The organism is Candidatus Stoquefichus sp. SB1, from assembly GCF_001244545.1.
Classification (GTDB): Bacteria; Bacillota_I; Bacilli_A; order Erysipelotrichales; family Coprobacillaceae; genus Stoquefichus.
Window position 1 is genome coordinate 72,100 of the sequence record NZ_LN852694.1, and the last position, 21,706, is coordinate 93,805.

General features: G+C 30.7%; 23 protein-coding genes. 19 read left to right on the forward strand and 4 right to left on the reverse strand.

The genetic code is table 11. From position 1 onward, the window contains the following. The first annotated feature begins 31 nt into the window (after nt 1–31). From BN1865_RS04010 to BN1865_RS04030, 5 genes are all read left to right on the forward strand, one after another. Nucleotides 32–334: a PTS sugar transporter subunit IIB gene (locus tag BN1865_RS04010; RefSeq protein ID WP_050635979.1), complete on the forward strand. Its 303-nt coding sequence runs from the start codon at nt 32–34 to the stop codon at nt 332–334. Nucleotides 335–345: 11 nt separating this feature from the next. Beyond that, nucleotides 346–1,686: a PTS sugar transporter subunit IIC gene (locus tag BN1865_RS04015; RefSeq protein WP_050635980.1), complete on the forward strand. Its 1,341-nt coding sequence runs from the start codon at nt 346–348 to the stop codon at nt 1,684–1,686. Continuing rightward, the gene (locus tag BN1865_RS04020) at nt 1,686–1,997 is read left to right on the forward strand and encodes a PTS lactose/cellobiose transporter subunit IIA (protein WP_050635981.1); all 312 of its coding nucleotides are present in this window, start codon (nt 1,686–1,688) and stop codon (nt 1,995–1,997) included. The genes BN1865_RS04015 and BN1865_RS04020 overlap by 1 nt, the downstream gene beginning before the upstream one ends. A 31-nt stretch (nt 1,998–2,028) precedes the next feature. Next, nucleotides 2,029–4,356 (forward strand): glycoside hydrolase family 31 protein, encoded by a 2,328-nt coding sequence (locus BN1865_RS04025; protein ID WP_050635982.1) that lies wholly within the window; start codon nt 2,029–2,031, stop codon nt 4,354–4,356. A gap of 226 nt (nt 4,357–4,582) precedes the next feature. After that, the gene (locus BN1865_RS04030) at nt 4,583–6,784 is read left to right on the forward strand and encodes a sensor domain-containing diguanylate cyclase (RefSeq protein ID WP_050635983.1); all 2,202 of its coding nucleotides are present in this window, start codon (nt 4,583–4,585) and stop codon (nt 6,782–6,784) included. A gap of 49 nt (nt 6,785–6,833) precedes the next feature. On the opposite strand, the gene BN1865_RS04035 is transcribed toward BN1865_RS04030, so the two are convergent. After that, nucleotides 6,834–7,139, reverse strand: a complete 306-nt coding sequence (locus BN1865_RS04035; protein ID WP_050635984.1) for a hypothetical protein — start codon at nt 7,137–7,139, stop codon at nt 6,834–6,836. A 262-nt stretch (nt 7,140–7,401) separates the two neighbouring features. Between BN1865_RS04035 and BN1865_RS18285 the strand changes: the two genes are divergently transcribed. Continuing rightward, on the forward strand, nt 7,402–7,572 hold the full coding sequence (locus BN1865_RS18285; protein ID WP_157844077.1) for a hypothetical protein: 171 nt from the start codon (nt 7,402–7,404) through the stop codon (nt 7,570–7,572). Nucleotides 7,573–7,943: 371 nt separating this feature from the next. On the opposite strand, the gene BN1865_RS04040 is transcribed toward BN1865_RS18285, so the two are convergent. Then, nucleotides 7,944–8,573, reverse strand: a complete 630-nt coding sequence (locus BN1865_RS04040; protein ID WP_050635985.1) for a TetR/AcrR family transcriptional regulator — start codon at nt 8,571–8,573, stop codon at nt 7,944–7,946. A 374-nt stretch (nt 8,574–8,947) separates the two neighbouring features. On the opposite strand from BN1865_RS04040, the gene BN1865_RS04045 reads away from it, so the two are divergent. The 3 genes from BN1865_RS04045 to BN1865_RS04055 all read left to right on the forward strand — a co-directional run bounded on the left by BN1865_RS04045 (nt 8,948) and on the right by BN1865_RS04055 (nt 11,615). After that, on the forward strand, nt 8,948–9,523 hold the full coding sequence (locus BN1865_RS04045; protein ID WP_050635986.1) for a TetR/AcrR family transcriptional regulator: 576 nt from the start codon (nt 8,948–8,950) through the stop codon (nt 9,521–9,523). Nucleotides 9,524–9,777: 254 nt separating this feature from the next. Beyond that, entirely contained in the window at nt 9,778–10,470 is a 693-nt protein-coding gene (locus BN1865_RS04050) for an ABC transporter ATP-binding protein (protein ID WP_050635987.1), read from the forward strand. Nucleotides 10,471–10,475: 5 nt separating this feature from the next. After that, the gene (locus BN1865_RS04055; protein WP_050635988.1) at nt 10,476–11,615 is read left to right on the forward strand and encodes an FtsX-like permease family protein; all 1,140 of its coding nucleotides are present in this window, start codon (nt 10,476–10,478) and stop codon (nt 11,613–11,615) included. 139 nt (nt 11,616–11,754) lie between these two features. On the opposite strand, the gene BN1865_RS04060 is transcribed toward BN1865_RS04055, so the two are convergent. Both BN1865_RS04060 and BN1865_RS04065 read right to left on the reverse strand, forming a co-directional pair. Next, nucleotides 11,755–13,548: a sensor domain-containing diguanylate cyclase gene (locus BN1865_RS04060; protein ID WP_050635989.1), complete on the reverse strand. Its 1,794-nt coding sequence runs from the start codon at nt 13,546–13,548 to the stop codon at nt 11,755–11,757. Nucleotides 13,549–13,756: 208 nt separating this feature from the next. Continuing rightward, nucleotides 13,757–14,077, reverse strand: coding sequence for a hypothetical protein (locus BN1865_RS04065; RefSeq protein WP_050635990.1), 321 nt, complete (start codon nt 14,075–14,077; stop codon nt 13,757–13,759). A 185-nt stretch (nt 14,078–14,262) separates the two neighbouring features. Between BN1865_RS04065 and BN1865_RS04070 the strand changes: the two genes are divergently transcribed. The 10 genes from BN1865_RS04070 (at nt 14,263) to BN1865_RS04115 (ending at nt 21,679) form a co-directional block, all read left to right on the forward strand. Next, a complete protein-coding gene (locus tag BN1865_RS04070) occupies nt 14,263–14,607 on the forward strand; it encodes a hypothetical protein (protein ID WP_050635991.1) in 345 nt (114 codons plus the stop codon). A 136-nt stretch (nt 14,608–14,743) separates the two neighbouring features. After that, complete coding sequence (locus BN1865_RS04075) at nt 14,744–15,097, forward strand: Hpt domain-containing protein (RefSeq protein ID WP_232780319.1); 354 nt, start codon at nt 14,744–14,746, stop codon at nt 15,095–15,097. Nucleotides 15,098–15,110: 13 nt separating this feature from the next. After that, the gene (locus tag BN1865_RS04080) at nt 15,111–17,141 is read left to right on the forward strand and encodes a GGDEF/HDGYP domain-containing response regulator (RefSeq protein WP_050635993.1); all 2,031 of its coding nucleotides are present in this window, start codon (nt 15,111–15,113) and stop codon (nt 17,139–17,141) included. Further along, nucleotides 17,141–17,515 carry a DUF4186 domain-containing protein gene (locus tag BN1865_RS04085; RefSeq protein WP_050635994.1) on the forward strand — a complete coding sequence of 125 codons (375 nt, stop codon included), beginning with the start codon at nt 17,141–17,143 and terminating at the stop codon, nt 17,513–17,515. Before BN1865_RS04080 ends, BN1865_RS04085 begins: the two co-directional genes overlap by 1 nt. After that, nucleotides 17,515–17,853 carry a DsrE family protein gene (locus BN1865_RS04090; RefSeq protein WP_050635995.1) on the forward strand — a complete coding sequence of 113 codons (339 nt, stop codon included), beginning with the start codon at nt 17,515–17,517 and terminating at the stop codon, nt 17,851–17,853. Before BN1865_RS04085 ends, BN1865_RS04090 begins: the two co-directional genes overlap by 1 nt. A gap of 13 nt (nt 17,854–17,866) precedes the next feature. After that, nucleotides 17,867–18,259, forward strand: a complete 393-nt coding sequence (locus tag BN1865_RS04095; protein WP_050635996.1) for a DUF3795 domain-containing protein — start codon at nt 17,867–17,869, stop codon at nt 18,257–18,259. After that, a complete protein-coding gene (yqeK, locus tag BN1865_RS04100; RefSeq protein ID WP_050635997.1) occupies nt 18,256–19,320 on the forward strand; it encodes a bis(5'-nucleosyl)-tetraphosphatase (symmetrical) YqeK in 1,065 nt (354 codons plus the stop codon). The genes BN1865_RS04095 and yqeK overlap by 4 nt, the downstream gene beginning before the upstream one ends. Before the next feature lie 90 nt (nt 19,321–19,410). After that, nucleotides 19,411–20,919 (forward strand): 4Fe-4S dicluster domain-containing protein, encoded by a 1,509-nt coding sequence (locus BN1865_RS04105; protein WP_050635998.1) that lies wholly within the window; start codon nt 19,411–19,413, stop codon nt 20,917–20,919. A 42-nt stretch (nt 20,920–20,961) separates the two neighbouring features. After that, nucleotides 20,962–21,372, forward strand: a complete 411-nt coding sequence (locus BN1865_RS04110) for a VOC family protein (protein ID WP_232780320.1) — start codon at nt 20,962–20,964, stop codon at nt 21,370–21,372. After that, on the forward strand, nt 21,350–21,679 hold the full coding sequence (locus BN1865_RS04115; protein WP_232780321.1) for an inorganic diphosphatase: 330 nt from the start codon (nt 21,350–21,352) through the stop codon (nt 21,677–21,679). Before BN1865_RS04110 ends, BN1865_RS04115 begins: the two co-directional genes overlap by 23 nt. Nucleotides 21,680–21,706: the final 27 nt, after the last annotated feature.

Consider the following 21,706-nt stretch of genomic DNA (forward strand, 5'->3'; position numbering starts at 1 on the left):
ATTGTAAGGGGTAACAAAAGGAGGAGAAGATATGGTTATCTATTTATTTTGTAATGCGGGGATGTCAACAAGCTTAGTTGGCTCATTTGCAAAAAAGTCTTTATTAGCAAGGGGACATGATGTTGAAGTGGAAGCATTTGATATGTCAATGCTTCCAGAAGTCGCACCAGAGGCAGATGTTATTATTCTTGGTCCGCAAATAGCATGGCAATATGACAATGTCAAAAAGGATTATCCAGATAAAGTTGTTATATTATTAACGATGCAAGAGTTTGGTTCAATGAATGGTGATGTTATTGCTGATCGAATTGAAAAAGAGATAGAGGAGAAATAGGAGGGGTTAAAATGAATTTAAATGCGTTATCAGTCAAATTGAATAAGACAATCAGCAAAATTTCAGGAAATAGACTTTTGTTGACAATGAGAGATACTTTTATTATGGCAGCAACACCACTTATGATAGCTGGTTTTGCGATTATGATTAATTCAGTATTCTTAGATCCAAATGGAGTTATTTTTGGTGAAAGTGGTTTAAGAATAGGAGCGTTTATCAGTGGTTCAATGGAAGCTTGGTCAACTTCTGGGATGGCAGATAATTTACGAGGATTACAAGCTTATTTTAATTTATTTAGTCAAGGAACAATGACAATTAATTCAATATTAATTGTTTGTGGGTTTGCATTCTTTTTAACAAAAAGATTTTTTCCAAAAAACAGAGAACCTATTATTTCTAGTTTTTATGCATTAGGTTCATTCTTTATTTGTCTACCATGGCAGTTTACAACACAGTTAGATGGTAAAGATGTTGTCATATCAGGATTAAATGCTGATTATCTTGGACAAAAAGGAATTTTTGCCGGATTGATTATAGCCGGAGTTACAGTTTATCTTTACAATAAACTTTTAGAGAAAAATATTAAGTTAAAGATGCCTGATTCCGTACCACCAGCAGTCGCAAGATCATTTGAATCTTTAATTCCTGGACTAATTTCAATATCTTTATTTGTTGTTTTAGCAGGGGGATGTCAAAGTATCTTCAATATGTCTATACCTGAATTATTATTAAATTCTTTACAAAAACCAGCAATGGCAATCGCAAGTACACCTTTCTTTGCATTAGCAGCTGTAACTACTCAGCCACTATTACAATGGTTTGGTATTCATGGTTCATCTGTATGGAGTCCAATCTTTGGAGTGACTTGGGATATCGCAAGTAATGAGAATGTTTTAGGTGTTGCTCAACATTTATATTCTACAATATTTATGAATTTCTCTGTTGTTGCTTCTGGAACGTTAACAGTTGCACCAATTGTCGCTTTGTTATTATTTTCAAAACGTGATGAAAGCAAATCACTCGTTAAAATTGCAGCTATGCCAGCACTTTTCAATATTTCTGAACCATTGACATTTGGATTGCCAATAGCCCTTAATCCTATTTATTTTATTCCATATATAGGTTCATGGCTTGTTTCATTCTTTGTGGCACAGGTTTTAACAATGATTGGCTTTATACCGATTATTTCAAATCATGTTCCATGGACAGTACCGCCAGTGATTTCTGGTTTATTATATACAGGTTCGTGGACAGGAGCTGTTGCTCAAATTATTATTATGGCATTATGTATCTTACTGTGGATGCCTTTTGTAAAAATGGCAAATAAGATGAAATATGGGGAGAAAAAGTAATGGATGAAAATGTATTAAAAGATTCAATGCAATTGATATTTTATGCAGGGAATGCAAAATCTCAAGCAATGCAAGCCATTGAAGCAGCTGAACATCATGATTTTGATTTGGCTAAAAAAATGATAAAGGATGCAAGACGTGAGTTATCACAATCTCATCAAATTCAAACAACAATGATGCAGGATGAACTTAATGGAAAAGAAATTGAAAAATCAATCTTATTAATTCATTCACAGGATCATTTTATGTCAGCTTCACTATGTTGTGATCTGGCTGAAAAATTAATCCATGTACATGAAAAAATAAAATAACAAAATTATTAATATATAGGGAGAGTCAATCGTGATTACAAATAAATTTAATCTGATACCTAATGATAATCGTATTTTTCATCAAGAAGGATATGATATAGATATTTTAAAGACTGTAAAAGGTATCAGTTATCAAAATGATTGTTTTGTAGAGTTTATTGTTGAAACACAAAATGCTACAAAAATTTATCTGAGTATTATCAATTATTGTGAAGAAACATTTAGAATCATAATGTCTAAAGAGTCTCGTCAAACTCATACGACTTTAATTGATTTTGAAGATAAAAATTTATATATGACAGAAACAAATGTTTTAGAAAGTGAAGATAAGTATATAATTAAAAATAGTTCTCTTTATTTGGAAGTACAAAAAGATTTATTTAATATTTGTCTTTATAATGCCCAAGGAAAGTTATTATGGGATTTGGAAAATACAGATAAAAAAAGTTGGTGTGTTACACCACCAATGGCTTATCGAAACAATTTAAATGATTTAACTGAACAACCAGTTATTAGTTTTCGAATGAAAAATGATGAACATTTTTATGGGTTGGGTGAAAAATTTAGTCCTTTAGATAAACGTCATACCAAGGCTACAATTTGGGGTGCAGATACAATGGGGACCAACACAACTGATTTAAGTTATAAATCAATTCCCGTATTATTTTCTAATTATAATTATGGGATGTTGTTTAATACGACATACAAAAGTCAATTTGAAATAGGAACGTTTTCTTATCCAACAGCTTCAGTTATGGTATATGAAAAATGCTTAGATTTGTTTATATGGGCTAAAGATAATTTTAAAGAGATGTTAGAACGTTATTATAGAATGGTTGGTAAACCTTATATGATTCCAAAATGGGCATTAGGTATTTGGATGAGTAAGTGCTCTTATAATACCAATGAAGAACTTGATCAATTAACATCAATGCTTCAAAAGAAGGAGATTCCAATTGATTGCATTAATATAGATACAGGTTGGATGAAAGAATCTTTCTATAATACAATAGGAACAGATGCCTGCGATTTTGTATGGGATGATGAAAAATTAAGAGATAGAAAAACGCTGTTTAAAGAATTAAAGCAAAAGGGGTATCATCTTTGTATGTGGATAAATCCATATATTGCAGAACATACAGATTTATATCATGAAGCAAGTCAGAAAGGTTATCTGGTTAAAGATCAAGATGGACATAATGCACGAATCGAAAGTGGAGAAACCGCTGGATTGGTAGATTTTACAAATCCTGATGCAACAAGATGGTGGCAAAGTCAGTTAGAAGTCTTTATTGATGATGGAATGGATTGTGTAAAGCCAGATTATGCTGATAGAACACCTTGTAATGCTGTCTTTTATAATGGAAAAACAGGAGAGGAAATGCATAATATTTATTCTTATTATTATGTAAAAGCAGTTGATGAACTTATATATAAAAAGACAAATGAACATATTATGTTTAGGCGATCTGGGTATATAGGAACACAAAAATATCCAGTAACCTGGGCGGGGGATACGCAAACAAGTTGGCCAGCATTAAAATGTGTCATAAGAGCAGGACTAAGTGCTGGATTATGTGGGGAAGTATTCTGGTCTCATGATGCAGGAGGATTTACAGGGTCTAAACCATCTGATGAACTGTATGTGAGATGGGCACAATATGCGATGTTTACTCCAATTACAAGATTTCATGGAACTACTCCTAGAGAACCATGGAATTATAGTAAGGATGCTGAAAAAATAGTTGTTGATTATATGAGACTTAGATATAGATTGTTGCCATATATTTATCATTATGCTCAAAAAAGTTGTCAGAATGGTTTACCTATGATGAGGGCTCTGGTTGCTGAATATTCTGATGATCCATTCATTCATACAATCGAAGATGAGTATATGTTTGGAGACTCATTGTTGGTAGCACCTGTTATTTTGCCAGAGGCGAGAAGTAGAAATGTTTATCTGCCAGCAGGGTATTGGAAAGCTATCAATGGTAATGAGGGCATATTATTAGGAAATCAATATTATAAAATAGATACACCACTGGAGAGAATACCTTTATTTATGAAAGATGGTTCTATTCTTGTAGAATATAAAAATAATATAAAGAATTCTCTTGAACATGATGGAATGTATAAACTAACAATCTTCTGTTATGAAAAGAATGCATATTTATATTTATATGACGATGAATATGCTATTGAAGTGAATGCAACACTTATTGATAAAAATTTAGATATTATGATTAAGCATAATGTGAAATCATTAGAAATAGATGTTATCAATGATCATTTTGATGCTATTATTCTTAATGGGCAAGTATATCAAACACATGAAAAAATATTTCATATAACTTTATAATTTTAAATAATAATCCAAATTTTAGAGTATCTTCTTAAAATGTAAGAATATACTCTTTTTCTGTCTATTTTATTAAATAATGATTTATGTGTTTGAAGAGAAATTTTGATAGTTAATAAGCAGTTTATTTTGATTTATAGACAAAAGGAATAGGAGTTTTCTTTTCTTGTGTGATGAATATGTGATATAATAAATGAAGAGGTTTCGTATAAAGTAGGTGTTGATTATGAAAAAATATTTAAATAATAATTTTATAAAAATTGCTTTTTTGTTAGTTATGGCAGTATTACTATACTATTCTTTTTATGATTATAATTATCGTAATGGGAAAAGAATAGAAGATAACTTACGCTCTATAACTGAAGAAAATAATCAACAAACAAACACAGCTGTTACTGAAAAACTAAATGATCAGATTTATATATTACAATCATATGCAACATTAATTTCAGAAGAAGATGATATTACCAGTGCAATGGCTTTTCAAAAGTTAGAACCATTATTAAAAACAGATATGTTTTCTCGTGTAGCTATTACTAATGCACAGGGAATATCTTATACAAGTGATCATTTTCAACATGATTCTTCCAATCGAGAATATTACATTGAAGGAAAAAAAGGAAATAGTTATATCTCTAATTTGATGACAAGTATGATTGATCAAAAAGAAGTGATTGTTATGAGTGTCCCTGTTTATCAAAACAATCATTTTGCTGGAGTGCTTCGTGCAACATTAAATATTGAAAAATTGAATGAATATTTTGAACTCTCATTTTTATCTGGTAATGTTTCATCTTATCTTATTCAAAGTGATGGGTTAAATCTGATTTCAAGTGAAGATATAGATAGTCATTTTTTTGATATGTTAGGTAAGTCCCATAATGATGAATCAATAATAGAAGAAATGAAAGAAAACTTAAATAGTGGTAAAAAGGGGAGTTTGACTTTTCAATTAAATGAAAAAACACGATACGCTTATTATTCTCCGATTGCACATACTGATTGGTTTATGTTAACGGTTTTACCTTATACAACAATACAGGAGGAGATGAGTCATAATTTTGAACAGACAATTATTCTAGCATTGAAAATCAGTTCTATTCTTTTAATCACATGTTTATATTTTTTCTATTTACAGTATCAAGGTGCAAGAACAGCTAAGAAAATGAATAAACGTATGGATGCTATTATTTCTAATACACCAGGATCAAGTTATAAACATGAAGTAACAAAACCAGATACAATTGTCTTTTTCAAACAAGATAATCGTTTATTGGCTGGATATACGCAAGAAGAAATTAGAGAAATTATTCATGAAGATATTTATAGATTAATATTGGAAGAGGACTATCAGGCTTTACAAGCATCTTTACAGAATTTAGAATTTAATTCTGTTATTTCCAATACATATCGTATAAAAAACAAAGATAATAAAATGCAATGGATTTTTGATCAACGTCAGATTATCCAAGAGGATCATCGTCTTATATATTATGTTGAAGTCTTAGATGTTACTGAATTAAAGGCAGCTCAAGAACAATTAATGATTAGTGAAGAACGTTATCAAATGATTCTAAAAGAAACAGAATCTGTTATTTTTGAATGGGATACAAATACAGATCAAATGACATTTTCAGATTTATGGGTAAGTAAATATGGTTATCCAAGACAGTTAAATGGTTTTCTTGTTTTGACTTATCAGCTTTTTGAAGGGAAAACAAATACTTACATTCCATTGATAGAAAAAATGGTGGCTGGGAAAGTAGAAAGTGATCAAATAGAATGTATTCTTCCTAAAGCAAATGGTGAAGAAATATGGGTTAAAATTTTTGCAAAAGCTATCTTAAATGAAGAAGGTTATTTATTACGTATTGTTGGAAGTATTTCAGATATCAGTCAAGAAAAACAGCGAGCTTTGCAGTTGTTAGAGCGGGCTCAAAAAGATGGACTAACGAAAACTTATAATCGAATGACTTTAGAAAATATGATTACTTTAGAATTAGAAAGAAATCCTCATCAATGTCATGTTATGTTTGCTATTGATATTGATAATTTCAAAGTGATTAATGATACTTTAGGACATACAAGTGGAGATGAAGCATTGAAAAAGTTTTCATCTGTACTTATGTCAAGTTTTAGAGAAAATGATATTATTGGTCGACTTGGTGGTGATGAATTTGTTGTTTTTATGAAATATCCAGATCAGTTTACAAATGAACAGATTGAAAGGAAATGTGATGATTTTCTAAAAACAATTTCTGAAATTCGATTAACAAGAAATCGTACATATCGTATACAGTGTTGTGTTGGTGTTGCTATTTATGATAGAGATGGAATGAATTATCAACAATTATTTGAATGCGCTGATAGACGATTATATCAGGCTAAAAAGAGCGGGAAAAATACTTATATTTATAAAGATGAATGATAGTGAAAGTACAAAAGAAGCAAATATTGCTTCTTTTGTGTTTCTCTAACTATTTTTGATTTGAGTGATTTACTTTATGTTGATGAATACGATTTGATACAAATGATATACTACCAACTGATAATGTAATTAATGACCATAATGGTTTTTCACTCAAAAATTGAATTACACCATAAATAATGAGACAAAGGCTAACAATAGCACTCACTGCAGTTCCAATCTTATCAACTTGTTTTGATGGATGACGCAATTTTTTACTTTTCTTAATAATAGAATGAGTTGCATTCATCATTCTTTCTGTTTTGTTTTTAGATGCTGCTAAAGCAGTCTGTGTATATTCTAAGGGTTGTTTCATTTATTTTTCCTCCGTATGATTGATTTTGTTTAATAATATGAAGATTATACTGCTTATTACAAAAAGTGATATTCCAATAATAAGCAGTAAGGCTATGAGACTATCAGAGATATTAACAAAGATGATAATATTGCCATAAATACCGTATAGTATAAAGAAACTTATCAGAGTCATAATAACTGATTTTTTGATTGTGTTAATACCCATTATGATAATTCCGATGGTGTTAGAAAATATTGAAGAAATAAGAACTGATTGAAAGGTGGATAATAATAAATTCACTGTAATGATATCTGATACAATAGGAATAAATGATTCAGTCATTGAAAAGAAAATAAGTGGTATTATTGTATGGATTATTATTGATATCATTATGAATAAAAAGATTAAGAATACTCTTATTATCAATATTTTAGAATCAAAAACTAAATAAGACAAAGGCAATATCTGTTTATAAGAAAAGTCTTTTACAATCAAATGGTTATACATTACTGTTGATAGAATGCTAGAAGTCAAAAGACTGATAATACAGGTCAATTGAAAAATGTTATTATAAGTCATAAATGTTCTTTCTTGTGTGATTTGTGCGACATTTGCTATAAAGTAAATAAATGTTAATATGATTCCTGCTAGTATACAAGATGTGATGAAATAAAATCTTAAATTGATACGTTGTAATTCTAACTTTATCAGTTTTGACATTGGTATTGTCTCCTTTATTATTTTTAAAAACCGACCGTTGGTCTTTTTTTAGGTCAAAAAATAAACTGTAAAAAAACAGTTATTTTTTACGATAATTACTCATTAAGCATATGTTTTTAACAAAGCAGAGATGAGATAATCATCTAAAATATCTAATCCAAGTTGAGCCATGGTAAATTGCAAATAGTTTAATCGTTCTTTTGTATCCGCATAGTTACGTTCAAACAAGATAGGATTTGCCCAATAATTTAAGAGCATTAAGAACACTTCTGAACAAAGCGCAGGTTGAGTTGTTGTAAAAGATCCATCTTCAATACCTTCTTCGATGAGTTTACAAATGATAGGAGCGTCTTGTTTTATACAGCTTTGCATACCACCTACTACAAAATAGGGATCAATATGAGTAGTTATCGCTTTGTCAAGTGAATAAGTTTCTGTGTCAGTTACGAGTTGATAAAGTATTATTTTGAGTTTTTCTTTTGCATTTTCACCTTGTGTATTTTTGATAATATTATGAAATCTTTCATTAACATAATGAACACGTTTTTGCATGACAGCATTTAAAATCTCTTCTTTTGATTTAAAGTGATGATAAAGTCCACCTTTTGAAAGTTTTGTGATATCAAGAATATCTTGTATACTTGTTTGTTCATAGCCTTTTTTTGAAAATAGTTCTGCTGAAACATTAATAATGGCTTCTCGTGTTTGTTCTGGTTGTTTGCTTCTTCCCATAACGTCCTCCTAACAAACTAACGGTCTGTTTTGAATATCATAACAAATGATTTATAGACTGTCAAGCATTGATTAGTCAGTAAATTTTAAATATATCCATTACTTAATTGCAATATTGGAATTAACTTTATCTTTATATATGAAGGAAATGGATGAACGGAAGTATGAACTGTTAAGAGGCTATTATATAGCTTTTCTTATATCAAAAAGAGATAATGACTATTGAAATAGTGGTATCTATAATATCTGAAAAAATATGAAAAGACATATATTAGTAAAGGAAGTGGATAGTATTTCCTTGACAAAGCGAGGTTTATATCACATAATAGAACATATGTTATAGAACGTATGTTATAAATAAAGGAGGCGTGGTTATGCCACCAAAAGCAAAGTTTACACGAGAGCAGATTTCCTCTGCCGCACTAAATATTATTAAAGAAAAAGGAGTGGAGAGCTTAACAGCAAGGGAACTTGGTAGAAGTTTAGGTAGCTCTGCTTGTCCTATCTTTACTGTTTTTGAAAACATGGAGGAGGTAAGCGAAGCAGCAAAGCAACTGGCAAGAGATTTATATGCTGAATATATAAATGCAGGTCTTAAAGATACACCAGCGTTTAAAGGGGTTGGTATGCAATATATCAAATTTGCAATCGAAGAGCCTAAGCTATTTCAACTTTTGTTTATGTCAGAGCAACAAAATAAACCCAATTTCCAAAATGTCTTACCTATTATTGATGAAAACTATTCGGAAATTCTTTTGTCAGTAGAGTCTAGTTTTGGTGTTCACGACAAGATTGCTGAAAAACTATATCAGCATTTATGGATATATACACATGGTATTGCAGTATTATGTGCTACCAATATGTGTGTATTTACTACTGATGAAATTGGAACAATGATGACTGAAGTGTTACGTGGGTTACTTCAGATATTGTCAATAGGTGAGGTTTAAGAAGTCATGACCTTTTCTAAAATAGGAGAGTTTATTTCAATACACATATTTTAAAAAAGTTTTTGTTTATTGATTACATGCTGGGAGAAAATGACTATAGGTTTTGTATGTAGATTGATTTTCTTTGTATGAAATATCTTGTGATTATGTTGTCATATATATCAATTGCTTGACATTGTAATATAGGAGTGATGATTTTAAAAGGAATATTATATTAAGTACAGATACGTATGTACATAAAGGAGAATAAAGAAATGATAAAAATTTCGAAGATTATAAAAGCTTATGGAGTAGGTGATAACAAAGCGGAAATATTAAAGGGTATCAGTTTAGAAATCGCTGATGGAGATTTTGCAGTCATCTTAGGTGCATCAGGATCAGGGAAGTCTACCTTTTTAAATGTGATTTCAGGTCTTGAGCGTCCTGACAGTGGTATTGTTGCGTATGATAATGTCGATATTACGAAGTTTTCAGAAGTAGAATTGACACGTTTTCGTAAATGTAACATAGGATTTATTTTTCAGCAATATTATCTATTGCCCAATATGAATGTTGAAAAAAATGTAAGAATGGGAGCCGATCTTGCCAATAATAAAGATTATCATAAAATTATTAAAGCAGTAGGTCTTGATGGTAAGCAGAGCAAATTTCCCAGCGAACTTTCAGGTGGAGAGCAGCAAAGGGTATCGATTGCACGAGCGCTTGCTAAAAAACCTAAAGTGTTGTTTCTTGATGAGCCAACGGGAGCATTAGACGAGCAAACAGGTAGACAAATTCTGGACTATATATGTAAATTACATAATGAATATGGGTTTACTATTGTTATGGTTACACACAATCAAAATATTGCAGAAATGGCAAACACAGTTATTCATATGAACAGTGGTAGAGTATCAGAAGTCTATAAAAATGTCACAGTGAAAACTGCTTATGAGATAGGGTGGTGATAGATATGATTGTTGGATTTAAGGATGTTTTTAAACTGATAGGAATATCTATTGTTGCATGTTGTGCAGTATTTGTATGTACTCTTTTTCTAAACTATAATCTTGATCTTGTTGCAATGGAAAGTGAAATCACAATGGTGGCCGGTAAGGCTATGTATGATGCTGTTGTCTCTATGGGAAGGGTCATAGCGATAGTATCAGGGTGTTGCTTAGTGCTTACATCAGTCGTTATGCTGATGTTTTATATAAAAAATTATATTGACATACATTGCAAAGAACTTGGTATTTTAAAGGCATTAGGATATTCGAATATGACAATTGCAAGAAGTTTTTGGGTGTTTGGTCTGAGTATTTTATTAGGTTGTGTTGTTGGATATGTGATAGCTTATCTTTATTTACCAACATTCTATATGCAAAATAACACAGATAAGCTTTTCCCAGATATTATGGTGCAATTTCATCCATTGTTATGCTTTTTACTTACAATTGCTCCAACACTGTTGTTTTCAATAATCTCTGTACTGTATGCAGATTTTAAACTGAAACAACCTGTTATTAACTTATTAAGAGAAATTAAGCCAGTGAAATTCAAAAAAATCAAGTATAAAAATAGTGAACTCCCTTTTTTACAAGAATTACCTAAAACAACAGTTAGATCTCAAAAGACACTTGTTTTCTTTACCGCTTTTTCAGCATTTTGTTTTTCTGCAATGGTGCAGATGTCTATGTCTATGAAGCAACTTGCAAGTGAAAACTATGCTTTTATGATTATCACAATTGGATTAATACTAAGTTTTATAACTTTAATTCTGTCCTTGTCTACAGTAGTCAAAGGAAATGTGAAGACGATTGCAATGATGAGGGTATTTGGGTATGAACATCGCATTTGTAGTCAGAAGATTTTAGGTGCATATAGATTGTTTGCTTATATTGGCTTTTTCATAGGTACACTGTATCAATATGTTTTACTCAAATTGATGGTGACAGTCTTATTTGCAAATATTGAGAATATGCCTGATTATCATTTTGACTTTCAAATTCTTCTGATTACACTGATTGCTTTTGTTGTGGTTTATGAAATTATTCTTTATGTTTACTCTTTACAAATTAAAAGATTGTCATTAAAGAGTGTTATGGTGGAATAAAGGTGTTTTGGTTTGATAATAAAAAGAAGTATATCTCATATGTAATGAATGAAAATATCAAGTATTGTAGTCATTAAAAAAAGCTGCTAATAATAGCAGCACAAAAGAAATAAGTTAAGAATGATATAACTATATTTTATTAGTAAGGTATTTCATTGTGTAAGAACAAGTGAATAATATCACTAATGATACGGAGTGTATATCGTTCTTCACCACTACCATGACGTAACGAATGGCAATCTTCAAAACATAAAAACATATGTAAATCATTATTTTCTTTTAATGGACATAGAATTGCAGCCAATGTTAATCTTTGTGTAAACCATTGTCTTATTTGATTATTTTCAATGGATTGAATATTTGTATAAGCAAAAATTCTAGATGAATTGTTTTCTTTATCTTGTAATTCTTGAACAACTGGTAAATGAGTTTCATTGATTTGATAAATGGGATCACTGATCCATTCATAAGAACGCTGAAAAATATGGTTTTCTTTAATATAGAGAGTGATACGATCACAGTCAAAAGTTTTTCCAATAAATTCTAATACATAATTCATCGCTTTTTGCTTATTAGAATTTGTTATTAAAATACGTATAACATATTCAATAATATGATCATGGAAAGTTTTTTTCATATATTTTTGTGGTTCAACAGTTGCTTGTTGTTGAGGATTATGATTGGTAAAGACAGAAAATTGTCCTTTACCTTCTTTTTTTGACTGATACATTGCAATATCTGCATGTTCAAACAATTCTTCATAATTATGTCCATGTTCTGGGTAAAAACTAATGCCAATACTACAATTGATTTCACATTGTAGTCTTTGAGTCAAGATAAATTCAAAAGTTGTTTGAATACGTTCTGCTTTATTAGTAGCAATCTGGTAATCAGGCAAATTCATTAAACATATCACAAATTCATCGCCACCAAGTCTGGCAGCAATATCGTGTGGACGAATCATTGCTTTTAATTCTTCAGCAATTGCACATAAGACTTCATCACCTTTGGTATGACCATAAGTATCATTAATCACTTTAAAATCATCTATATCAATTAATATAAATGCAAATAAATCATCATTTAATGAAATATAATCTTCCAATTGACGTAAACATTCTCGTCTATTATATAACCCCGTTAAAGGATCTAAAGCAGCTTCTTCTTTTGATTTCATAATTTCTTGTTTTTGATCATGGATATCTGTAATGACACCAAGAATTTTAATCAGATTTCCTTCTTCATCACGCAGTGATGTTCCTTGTGTATAAACCCAACGATATCCTTTATCACGATATTTTAAACGATACTCACATTGCATATGATCTTTTCCTTGACGAATTAATTGAAAAGCATTACGGACAATGGGCTCATCATCTGGATAGATGATATGGGAAGAAAATAGAGAATCAGGAAATCCATTAATAGGAATGGTATATCCAAATTTCTTTTCAAGATTATCAGAATAATAGACTTCATTATGAGGACAATCATATTCAAAAACAATATCTTGTGTTTGAGAAAGGATATATTCTAAGCGTTTTTCACTAATCTTTAATGCTTCTTCATTTCTTTTTTCTTCTTCTATATCATGAAATATACAATGAAAAAAAGCTTCTTCCTGATTACGTTTTATATATTGTGCACTAATCCATATCCATTTTAAAGTTCCATCTTTACATACTAAACGATTTTCATACATAAAGACACCATCTTTTTTGACTTGACGCATAATTTCATCTAAAATATGTTCACGTTCTTCTTGATAAATAACTTGGATTAATTGATTTTGGAAACGTTCTTGAAATTCTTCTTGAGTATATCCAATTAGAGAAAAAAGTGAAGAATCTGCTTGAATTAAAGTAAAAGATGAATCACAGCGACAATCAAAAACACCACCAGTTTTTGTTTTATACTTTTTTATGTTTTGCATAGAGACACCTCATTTGTTTGTCATAACTTAGTCATAGTATATCACTTTTGCCCAAATGATAGTACTGATTTAATTAATAATCCCCATTTTATCAGTTATTTTTGTATTAAGTATTAAATATTCATCTTATCTTTTTAAATAATCTAAATAATATTTGTTTTCAATCAAAAAAATTCCTTGACGGAATTTTTTCTATTTGCTTAAAACATTATGATATCCAAAAATAATCAATTGCACTTATGATTGTCCCTAAAACGATAGACATAATCAACATCGGTAAAACCGATTTACGATCTTCTTTAGCAACCATTATGATTGTTGGTAAGGCAAGAGAAAAACCAACAATCCCACCTTTAAGCCACCATTTTATTCCATATAAATCAACATTCACAATTATAAAAGATAACATAAAGTAAAATAAAAATGCTGATAGAATTGAGTATTTGTCTAATTTCATTTTAATCATAGGTATAATATCAATGGCTCCAATCAATATTCCTAGCAAAGCAGTTAATAAAATCTTATTCATTTTGTCCTCCTCATAATATAAAATTTAAGAACAAGTCATATTGAAATGTCCTCATATTATTTGACAAGATAAATTGAAGATTGTGACAAAAACTTTTTTATTATATAATTTGCAAAAATGCAAGCGTTTAAATTTGTTTTCATAAAATAAATATGCTACTGTAATAGTAAGAAAGGGGAATATTTATGGATAAAGAAAAATTAAATAATATTATTTTAAGAACACATGAATTAATAGAGGCACCAACTTGTTGTCAGGAATTAAAAGTTGCTGCCCAAAAATGGCTTGATGCTGTTGGAACAGAAAATGAAGAGGCTGAGACAAAAAAATACTTTTTAGAGTTAGAAGAAGATATTATGCCAATTGATCAACTGATTGCCTTTGCAGATTCAAAAGCCGGAGCAGAGTATTTTGGAGAAGAAACTGCCCAAAATATTGCTACGCATGCTAAAGACATCAAGGCTGCTGGAGCAAAGTATTGTGATTGCCCTGCCTGTGCAGCAGTAGAAGCTATTTTGAAGCAGAAATAATTGATTATGAAAGAGACATCATTTTGATTGAAATGGTGTCTTTTTCTATGCTGATCAAATCAAAACGATTATGTAATGTTTCTTGTACATCATTATTTCAAATGATATAATAATATAAATACAAGGAGGGGTCATAATGACAATTAAAGAGTGTTATGAAGCAATGGGCGGAGATTATGATGAAATTATTCATTTATTAATAAATGAACAAAGAATCATGAAATATTTGATTAAATTTACTGAAGATAAATCTATGCAAAATTTAAGTGATGCTTTAGAACAAGGAGATTATGAACAGGCTTTTCGAAGTGTTCATACATTAAAAGGTGTCACAATTAATTTAGGAATGAAAAAATTAGCTGATTCTAGTCATTTACTTACTGAAGCATTGAGAAATAATGAAAAAAATATTGATGATCTTTATCAGAATGTAAAAGCAGATTATGATCAAACAATTCATGCAATTCATCAATTGCTTCATGATGCATAGCGAGTGAATTGCGATGGCACATAAAGATAAGATTTTAATTGTAGATGATTCTGATATTAATCGCTCATTGTTAATAGATATTCTTTCTCATCAATATGATATTGTAGAAGTTGAAAATGGTTTAGAAGCGATTGAGTATATGGGAAAACATATTGAAAGTATTAGTTTGGTTCTTTTAGATATTGTTATGCCTGTCATGGATGGTTTTGAAGTTTTAACAATTATGAATCATAATCAGTGGATTCAAAGTACACCAGTTATCATGATTACATCAGAAACAGCATCTCAATATATTAATAAAGCTTATGATTTAGGCGTTACAGATTATATTAATAGACCATTTGATGAATTGACTGTTCAGCGAAGAGTCAATAATACTATAATATTGTATGCAAAACAAAAGATGTTAGAGAATATGGTGACTGAACAAATCTTAGAAAAAGAAAAAAACAATCTCCTTATGGTTGAAATTTTAAGTCATATTGTTGAATTTCGTAATGGTGAAAGTGGATTACATGTATTACGTATTCGTATTATTACTGAATTTTTAATGCAAGAGTTATCACGTTCATCTGATCAATATTCTTTTTCTTCATCTTATATTTCAAAAGTTGTTAATGCTTCAGCTTTACATGATATTGGAAAAATCATGATCCCAGAGACAATTTTAAATAAGCCTGGAAAATTAACAAAAGAAGAATTTAAAGTTATTCAGACCCATAGTGCTCTAGGTGCACAAATGCTTGAGAATGTTCCTTATTATCAACAGGAAGATTTGATTCAAATCGCTCATGACATTTGTCGTTGGCATCATGAACGCTATGATGGTAAAGGATACCCTGATGGACTCATTGGTGATGATATTCCATTTGCTGCACAGGTTGTTGCTTTGGCAGATGTTTATGATGCTTTAACGAGTCAGCGTGTATATAAGCCAGCATTTACACATGAAAAAGCTATGGAAATGATAAAAAACGGAGAATGTGGATGCTTTAATCCAGAGTTACTGGAATGTTTTTATAATAGTGGTGAGAAATTAAGACAAAAACTTGATACCTATTCTTCGCATCAGTTACTTGAGACAGAATCCCAAAATGTGAAAGAACAATTACTGAAAAATGCAAGTGTTTCTAATCGAACTTTAGCCTTATTAGAACAAGAACGAACAAAATATAGATTTTTTGCATCAATGTCTGGAGAAATTCAGTTTGAATATGATATCAATTCAGATATATTATCTTTATCTGAATGGGGTGCAATGCATCTATGTATACCAGAAATTATAGTGAAACCATTTGAGAATTCTTTAATAAAAAATATTATTCTCAAAGATTCATTAGATAAATTAAAAAATAAAATAGAATTAGCAACATTAGAAAAACCAATTATTGAAATGATGGCTCGTATGAATATTAAGGGTGAACACCGATGGATGAAGATTTTAGCACGCCCATTATGGTTGGAAGAAACGCATGAAATGATTAATGTCATTGGAAAATGTGTGGATATTCATGAAGAATATACTAAAATGAATCATTTGGAAATTATTGCGAATCACGATTCATTAACAAAATTATGGAATCATAAAGCTGCAAGAGATCAAATTGAATTATTGATGTCAAAAAAGAATAATTCTAAATATGCTTTGGTACTAATAGATTTGGATTATTTTAAAGAAGCTAATGATCATTTTGGGCATATGTTTGGTGATGATGTTTTAAGGTATGTAGCAAATGAATTGTTAAGAAATGTGAATGATGAAAGTATTGTTTCTAGAGTTGGTGGAGATGAATTTATGCTCTTCTTTAAATATGATAAAGATATAGAAGGGATTATGCGAAAACTTCATCATGCTATTATTCGTGAATATAAGGGCTATTCAATCGCATTGTGCATGGGAATTGCTTTATATCCACAAGATGGTGAAGTTTATGATGATATTTATAATCGTGCTGATCAGGCACTTTATGTAGCAAAAAACAATGGACGAAAACAATATCGTTTCTATGCTCCTTATTTTCATGAAAAGCAGGTGAAGAGTTAATGATGAGATTGAAAAATCATGAACAATTGTTTTTAAGATTGTCTCGTTCTACATTTAGAAGTCGTTTTCATCTTCAAACTAAAGATTTTGAATATATCAATCAAAAAGGTTTAGAAACAATCCGTCAGCATGCATATGATTTTATTAATAAAAGATTAGCACCCAAAACGATAATCAATGATGGAAAACAGACACCAATGAGAGGGCATCCTGTTTTTATTGCCCAGCATGCGACAGCAACTTGCTGTCGCAAATGTCTTTATAAATGGCATTCTATTCCAATGGGAACGGATTTAAATCAAGAACAAGTTGAGTATATTGTTGATATTATTATGGAATGGATTCAAAGAGAAGAAAGAAGGTATAAAAATTGATGAAAGTTATTTATCATATTGACGAAAGAGAAAAGTGGTCATTATGTCTTGGCAATGTTGAAAATATGAAAGCATATTACCGAAGTCATCATATCCCATATCAAATTGAAGTTTTAGCCAATAGTCTTGCTGTGAAAGATTATGTTAAAGACAGTGCATTGGCTTTGAAACTCAAAGAACTATCATGTCAAGGAATACAGTTTGCAGCTTGTCATAATGCTTTGCGAGGACAAAAGATTGCTTTAGAAGATTTGTTGGAAGAAGTTGTCGTTGTTGATGCAGGTGTTGTAGAGTTAGCCCTGAAACAAAGTCAAGGCTTTGCTTATATTAAACCATAGGGAGTGTTTGAAAATGAATGAAGAAAGAGGTTTTGCATATTGTGGATTGGCTTGCTGTCTTTGTCGTGAGGCAAAGGATTGTCCTGGATGTCGACAAGAGGGATGTCATGATAAAGAATGGTGCCAATGTTTTCAATGCTGTCAAAAACAAAATTTAAAAGGATGTTGGGAATGTCAGGATTTCCCTTGTGATAATCATATGTTAAATAAGTTAAGAGTCAGAACATTTGCTAAATTTATTGGTATATATGGAGAAGAAAAGTTGTTGGAATGTTTAAAAAGAAATGAAGAAAATGGGGTTGTTTATCATTATCAGGGTAGTCATATGGGTGAATATGATCAATTTGAGACAGAGGAAGAAATTATGGATTTGATAATGCATGGGGTAAAGGAATATCAGTCATGATTGATTTTATGGATTTTAATTATATCAAGGCAATTGAATTATCCCATGATCTGCAGTCAGATATTTCAGAATTATTTGATATCAATCATAAAACAACAACGAAACAACATGTTTTATCCGTTGCTCAAACAAGTCGAAAATTAGCACAACGATTCAACCTAGATGAGAATCTCTGCTATCAAAGTGCATTATTACATGATATTAGTGCTATTATAAAGAGCGATGATATGAAGAAATTAGCCCTAAAAAATGGTTATATACTAGATAAAGCAGAAGAAAAATATCCTTTCTTGCTTCACCAAATAGTATCAATTTGGATAGCACAAGATATATTTCAGATACAAGATGAACGTATCTTAAATGCGATTGCATGTCATACAACATTAAAAGCAAACCCATCTTTGTATGATATGGTTTTGTTTTTAGCTGATAAAATTTCTTGGGATCAGAAAGGAATTCCACCTTATTTACCTCAAATTGGAAAAGCACTTGAAATATCATTGGAAAAAGCATGTTATGAATATATTCGTTATCTTTTTGAAAATCATCAGTTGCTTTTTCCTCATCGAAAAATGAAAGAAGCACGTGATTTCTTTTATCAAAAATATCTACCTATTACATTTCGATGTTGGCATCAGGATGATGGAGAATTGTTTTATAAACATTCACATTCTGATGAACTTTATCAATATATGAATGATGATTTTCCCAAAACTTTAGAAGAATGTGAAAAAACAGTAAAGATATTGAGTCAATCAAATGATGAAGCAAAAGTTATTTTGTTAGATGAAGAAATGATTGGATGTATAGCTGGTTTTTATGAAAGTGATAATAAGGTTAAGTTAGCATATTGGTTAGATGTCCAGTATTGGAATCAAGGGATTATGAGTCTTGTTCTTGAAAAATTCATACAATGGTTATTTGTTGAAAAGAATGTTCAATATATTTATGCAAAACCGTTTCAAGATAATATAGCTTCAAAGCGTTTGCTTGAAAAATCACACTTTCAAAAATATATTTGTCATGATCAAACCATACTCTACATGAGAAAGAAAGATTAAATGTCTTTCTTTTTTTATCTTGAACACGCTTTTTATTTTTCTTCAATCATAAAAATGATATGATATAAGAGAAATAGGAGGTATAGAGTTATGAGAGGAATTTATTCGTCTGTTACAGATATTCGTCGAAAAATTTTTACTGAAATTGCACGTATGGCATATAACGGGGATTATTCAAATATAGAAGAATTGCCATACAAAATTATCCCAGGAGAAGTAGCAACTTATCGTGAAAGTATTTTCCTAGAAAGAGCAATTGTTGGAGAAAGATTACGTTTGGCAATGGGACTGCCATTACGCCCAATTGATCAGCATGCTCCACTACCTACTGGTATTAGTAATAGTATTATTGCTGAAAAATACTATGAACCACCACTTATTAATATTATTAAGTTTGCTTGTCATGCATGTCCAGATAATGTTGTAAAAGTAACTGATGCATGTCAAGGATGTTTAGCACATCCTTGTAAAGAAGTGTGTCCAAAAGATGCTATAAGTATTGTTGATGGACGTAGCGTTATTGATCAAGAAAAGTGTATCAAATGTGGATTATGTATTAAAAATTGTCCTTATGGAGCAATTATGAAAATGGAAAGACCATGTGCAAAAGCATGTGGTATGGATGCTATTCGTACTGATGAGAATGGACATGCAGATATAGATTATGATAAATGTGTGTCTTGTGGAATGTGTCTGGTGAATTGTCCATTTGGTGCAATTAGTGATAAAGGACAAATCTTTCAATTGATTACTGCAATGAAGCAGGGATATAAAGTTTATGCAGCTGTAGCACCGGCTTTTGTAGGACAATTAGGACCAAAAGTCACACCTGAAAAATTAAAGGGTGCGATGAAGGCATTAGGATTTGAAGATACAGTTGAAGTGGCTATTGGCGCTGATTTATGTACAGTTGAAGAAGCTGAAGATTTTTTAAGTAAAGTTCCAAAAGAACAACCGTTTATGGGAACGTCATGTTGTCCGGCCTGGTCAGTGATGGCTAAAAAATTGTTTCCAGAATTTAAACCTTATATTTCTATGGCGCTAACACCAATGGTTTTAACTGCTCGTATGATTAAAAAAGATCATCCAGACTGTAAAGTTGTTTTTGTAGGACCATGTGCAGCTAAAAAGCTAGAAGCTTCTCGTAAATCAGTTCGTAGTGATGTTGATTTTGTTTTAACTTTTGAAGAAATTATGGGTATGTTTGAAGCAAAAGATATTCATTTTGAAGATTTAACAGAGGAAGAAGAATTGGGTGAAGCAACAGCTGATGGACGTGGTTTTGCAGTCAGTGGAGGAGTCGCTCAGGCAGTTGTGAATTGTATCCATAAGACACATCCTGATGTTGAAGTGAAGGTACATGCTGAAGAAAGTCTACGTAATTGCCGCAAGATGTTACAGGATGCTAAAAAAGGTGTTTATGATGGTTATCTGTTAGAAGGTATGGCATGTCCTGGAGGATGTATTGCAGGCGCAGGGACATTACAATCAATTGTTCGTGCAAAAGGTGCAGTCAATAAGTTTAAGGCAAGTTCAAAAAAGAAAGTGTCTTCTGAAAGTGAATATGTTGAACGCTTAGAAGAACTAGTTGAGGAATAAATATTGATGAAACTCGGATGTACGTATATATGTGTGACAGATATGGAAAAATCATTAGATTTTTATCAGAAATTATTACAACAAGAACCCACATATCAAAATGAAAATCGTTGGGCACAATTTGATATTGGGAATGTATTCGCATTATATAATGCTCAGTATGATCTAGATAAAATGAATTCTTCTAAAGATGTTTTACAATGTTATAATGATGCTTATCAGAAATATTTTCAACTTCCAAAACATATAACAAATACAAATATTGTTTTGAATTTTGAAGTTGATGATTTAAAAAAGGAATATACAAGAGTAAAAGCTTTAAATATAGGTCAAGTTTCACCATTGTTTTATGTAAATATAGCTGCTCCATATTGGTATTTTACAATTCAAGATCCAGATGGAAATGAATTAGAGATAACAGGAGGATATGATGATAAAAGTGATTATAGATAGACCATTAGGTAGTTACCATCCTCAATATCCAGATCTTTATTATCCAGTTAATTATGGATATATTGAAGGTGTGATTGCAGGCGATGGGGAAGAACAAGATGCTTATGTTTTAGGGGTTAATGAACCAGTCAGTGAATTTATAGGCGAACTCTATGCCATTGTACATAGACAAGATGATGTTGAGGATAAATGGATAGTTGTTCCACCTAAAAGTCATTATAATATTGAAGAGATTGAACAAGCCATTTCATTTTGTGAACAATACTTTTCGCATGAAATAGAAATCATTCATTCTCATGAATTTTAATTATTGATAAAAAGAATATAGAAAAGT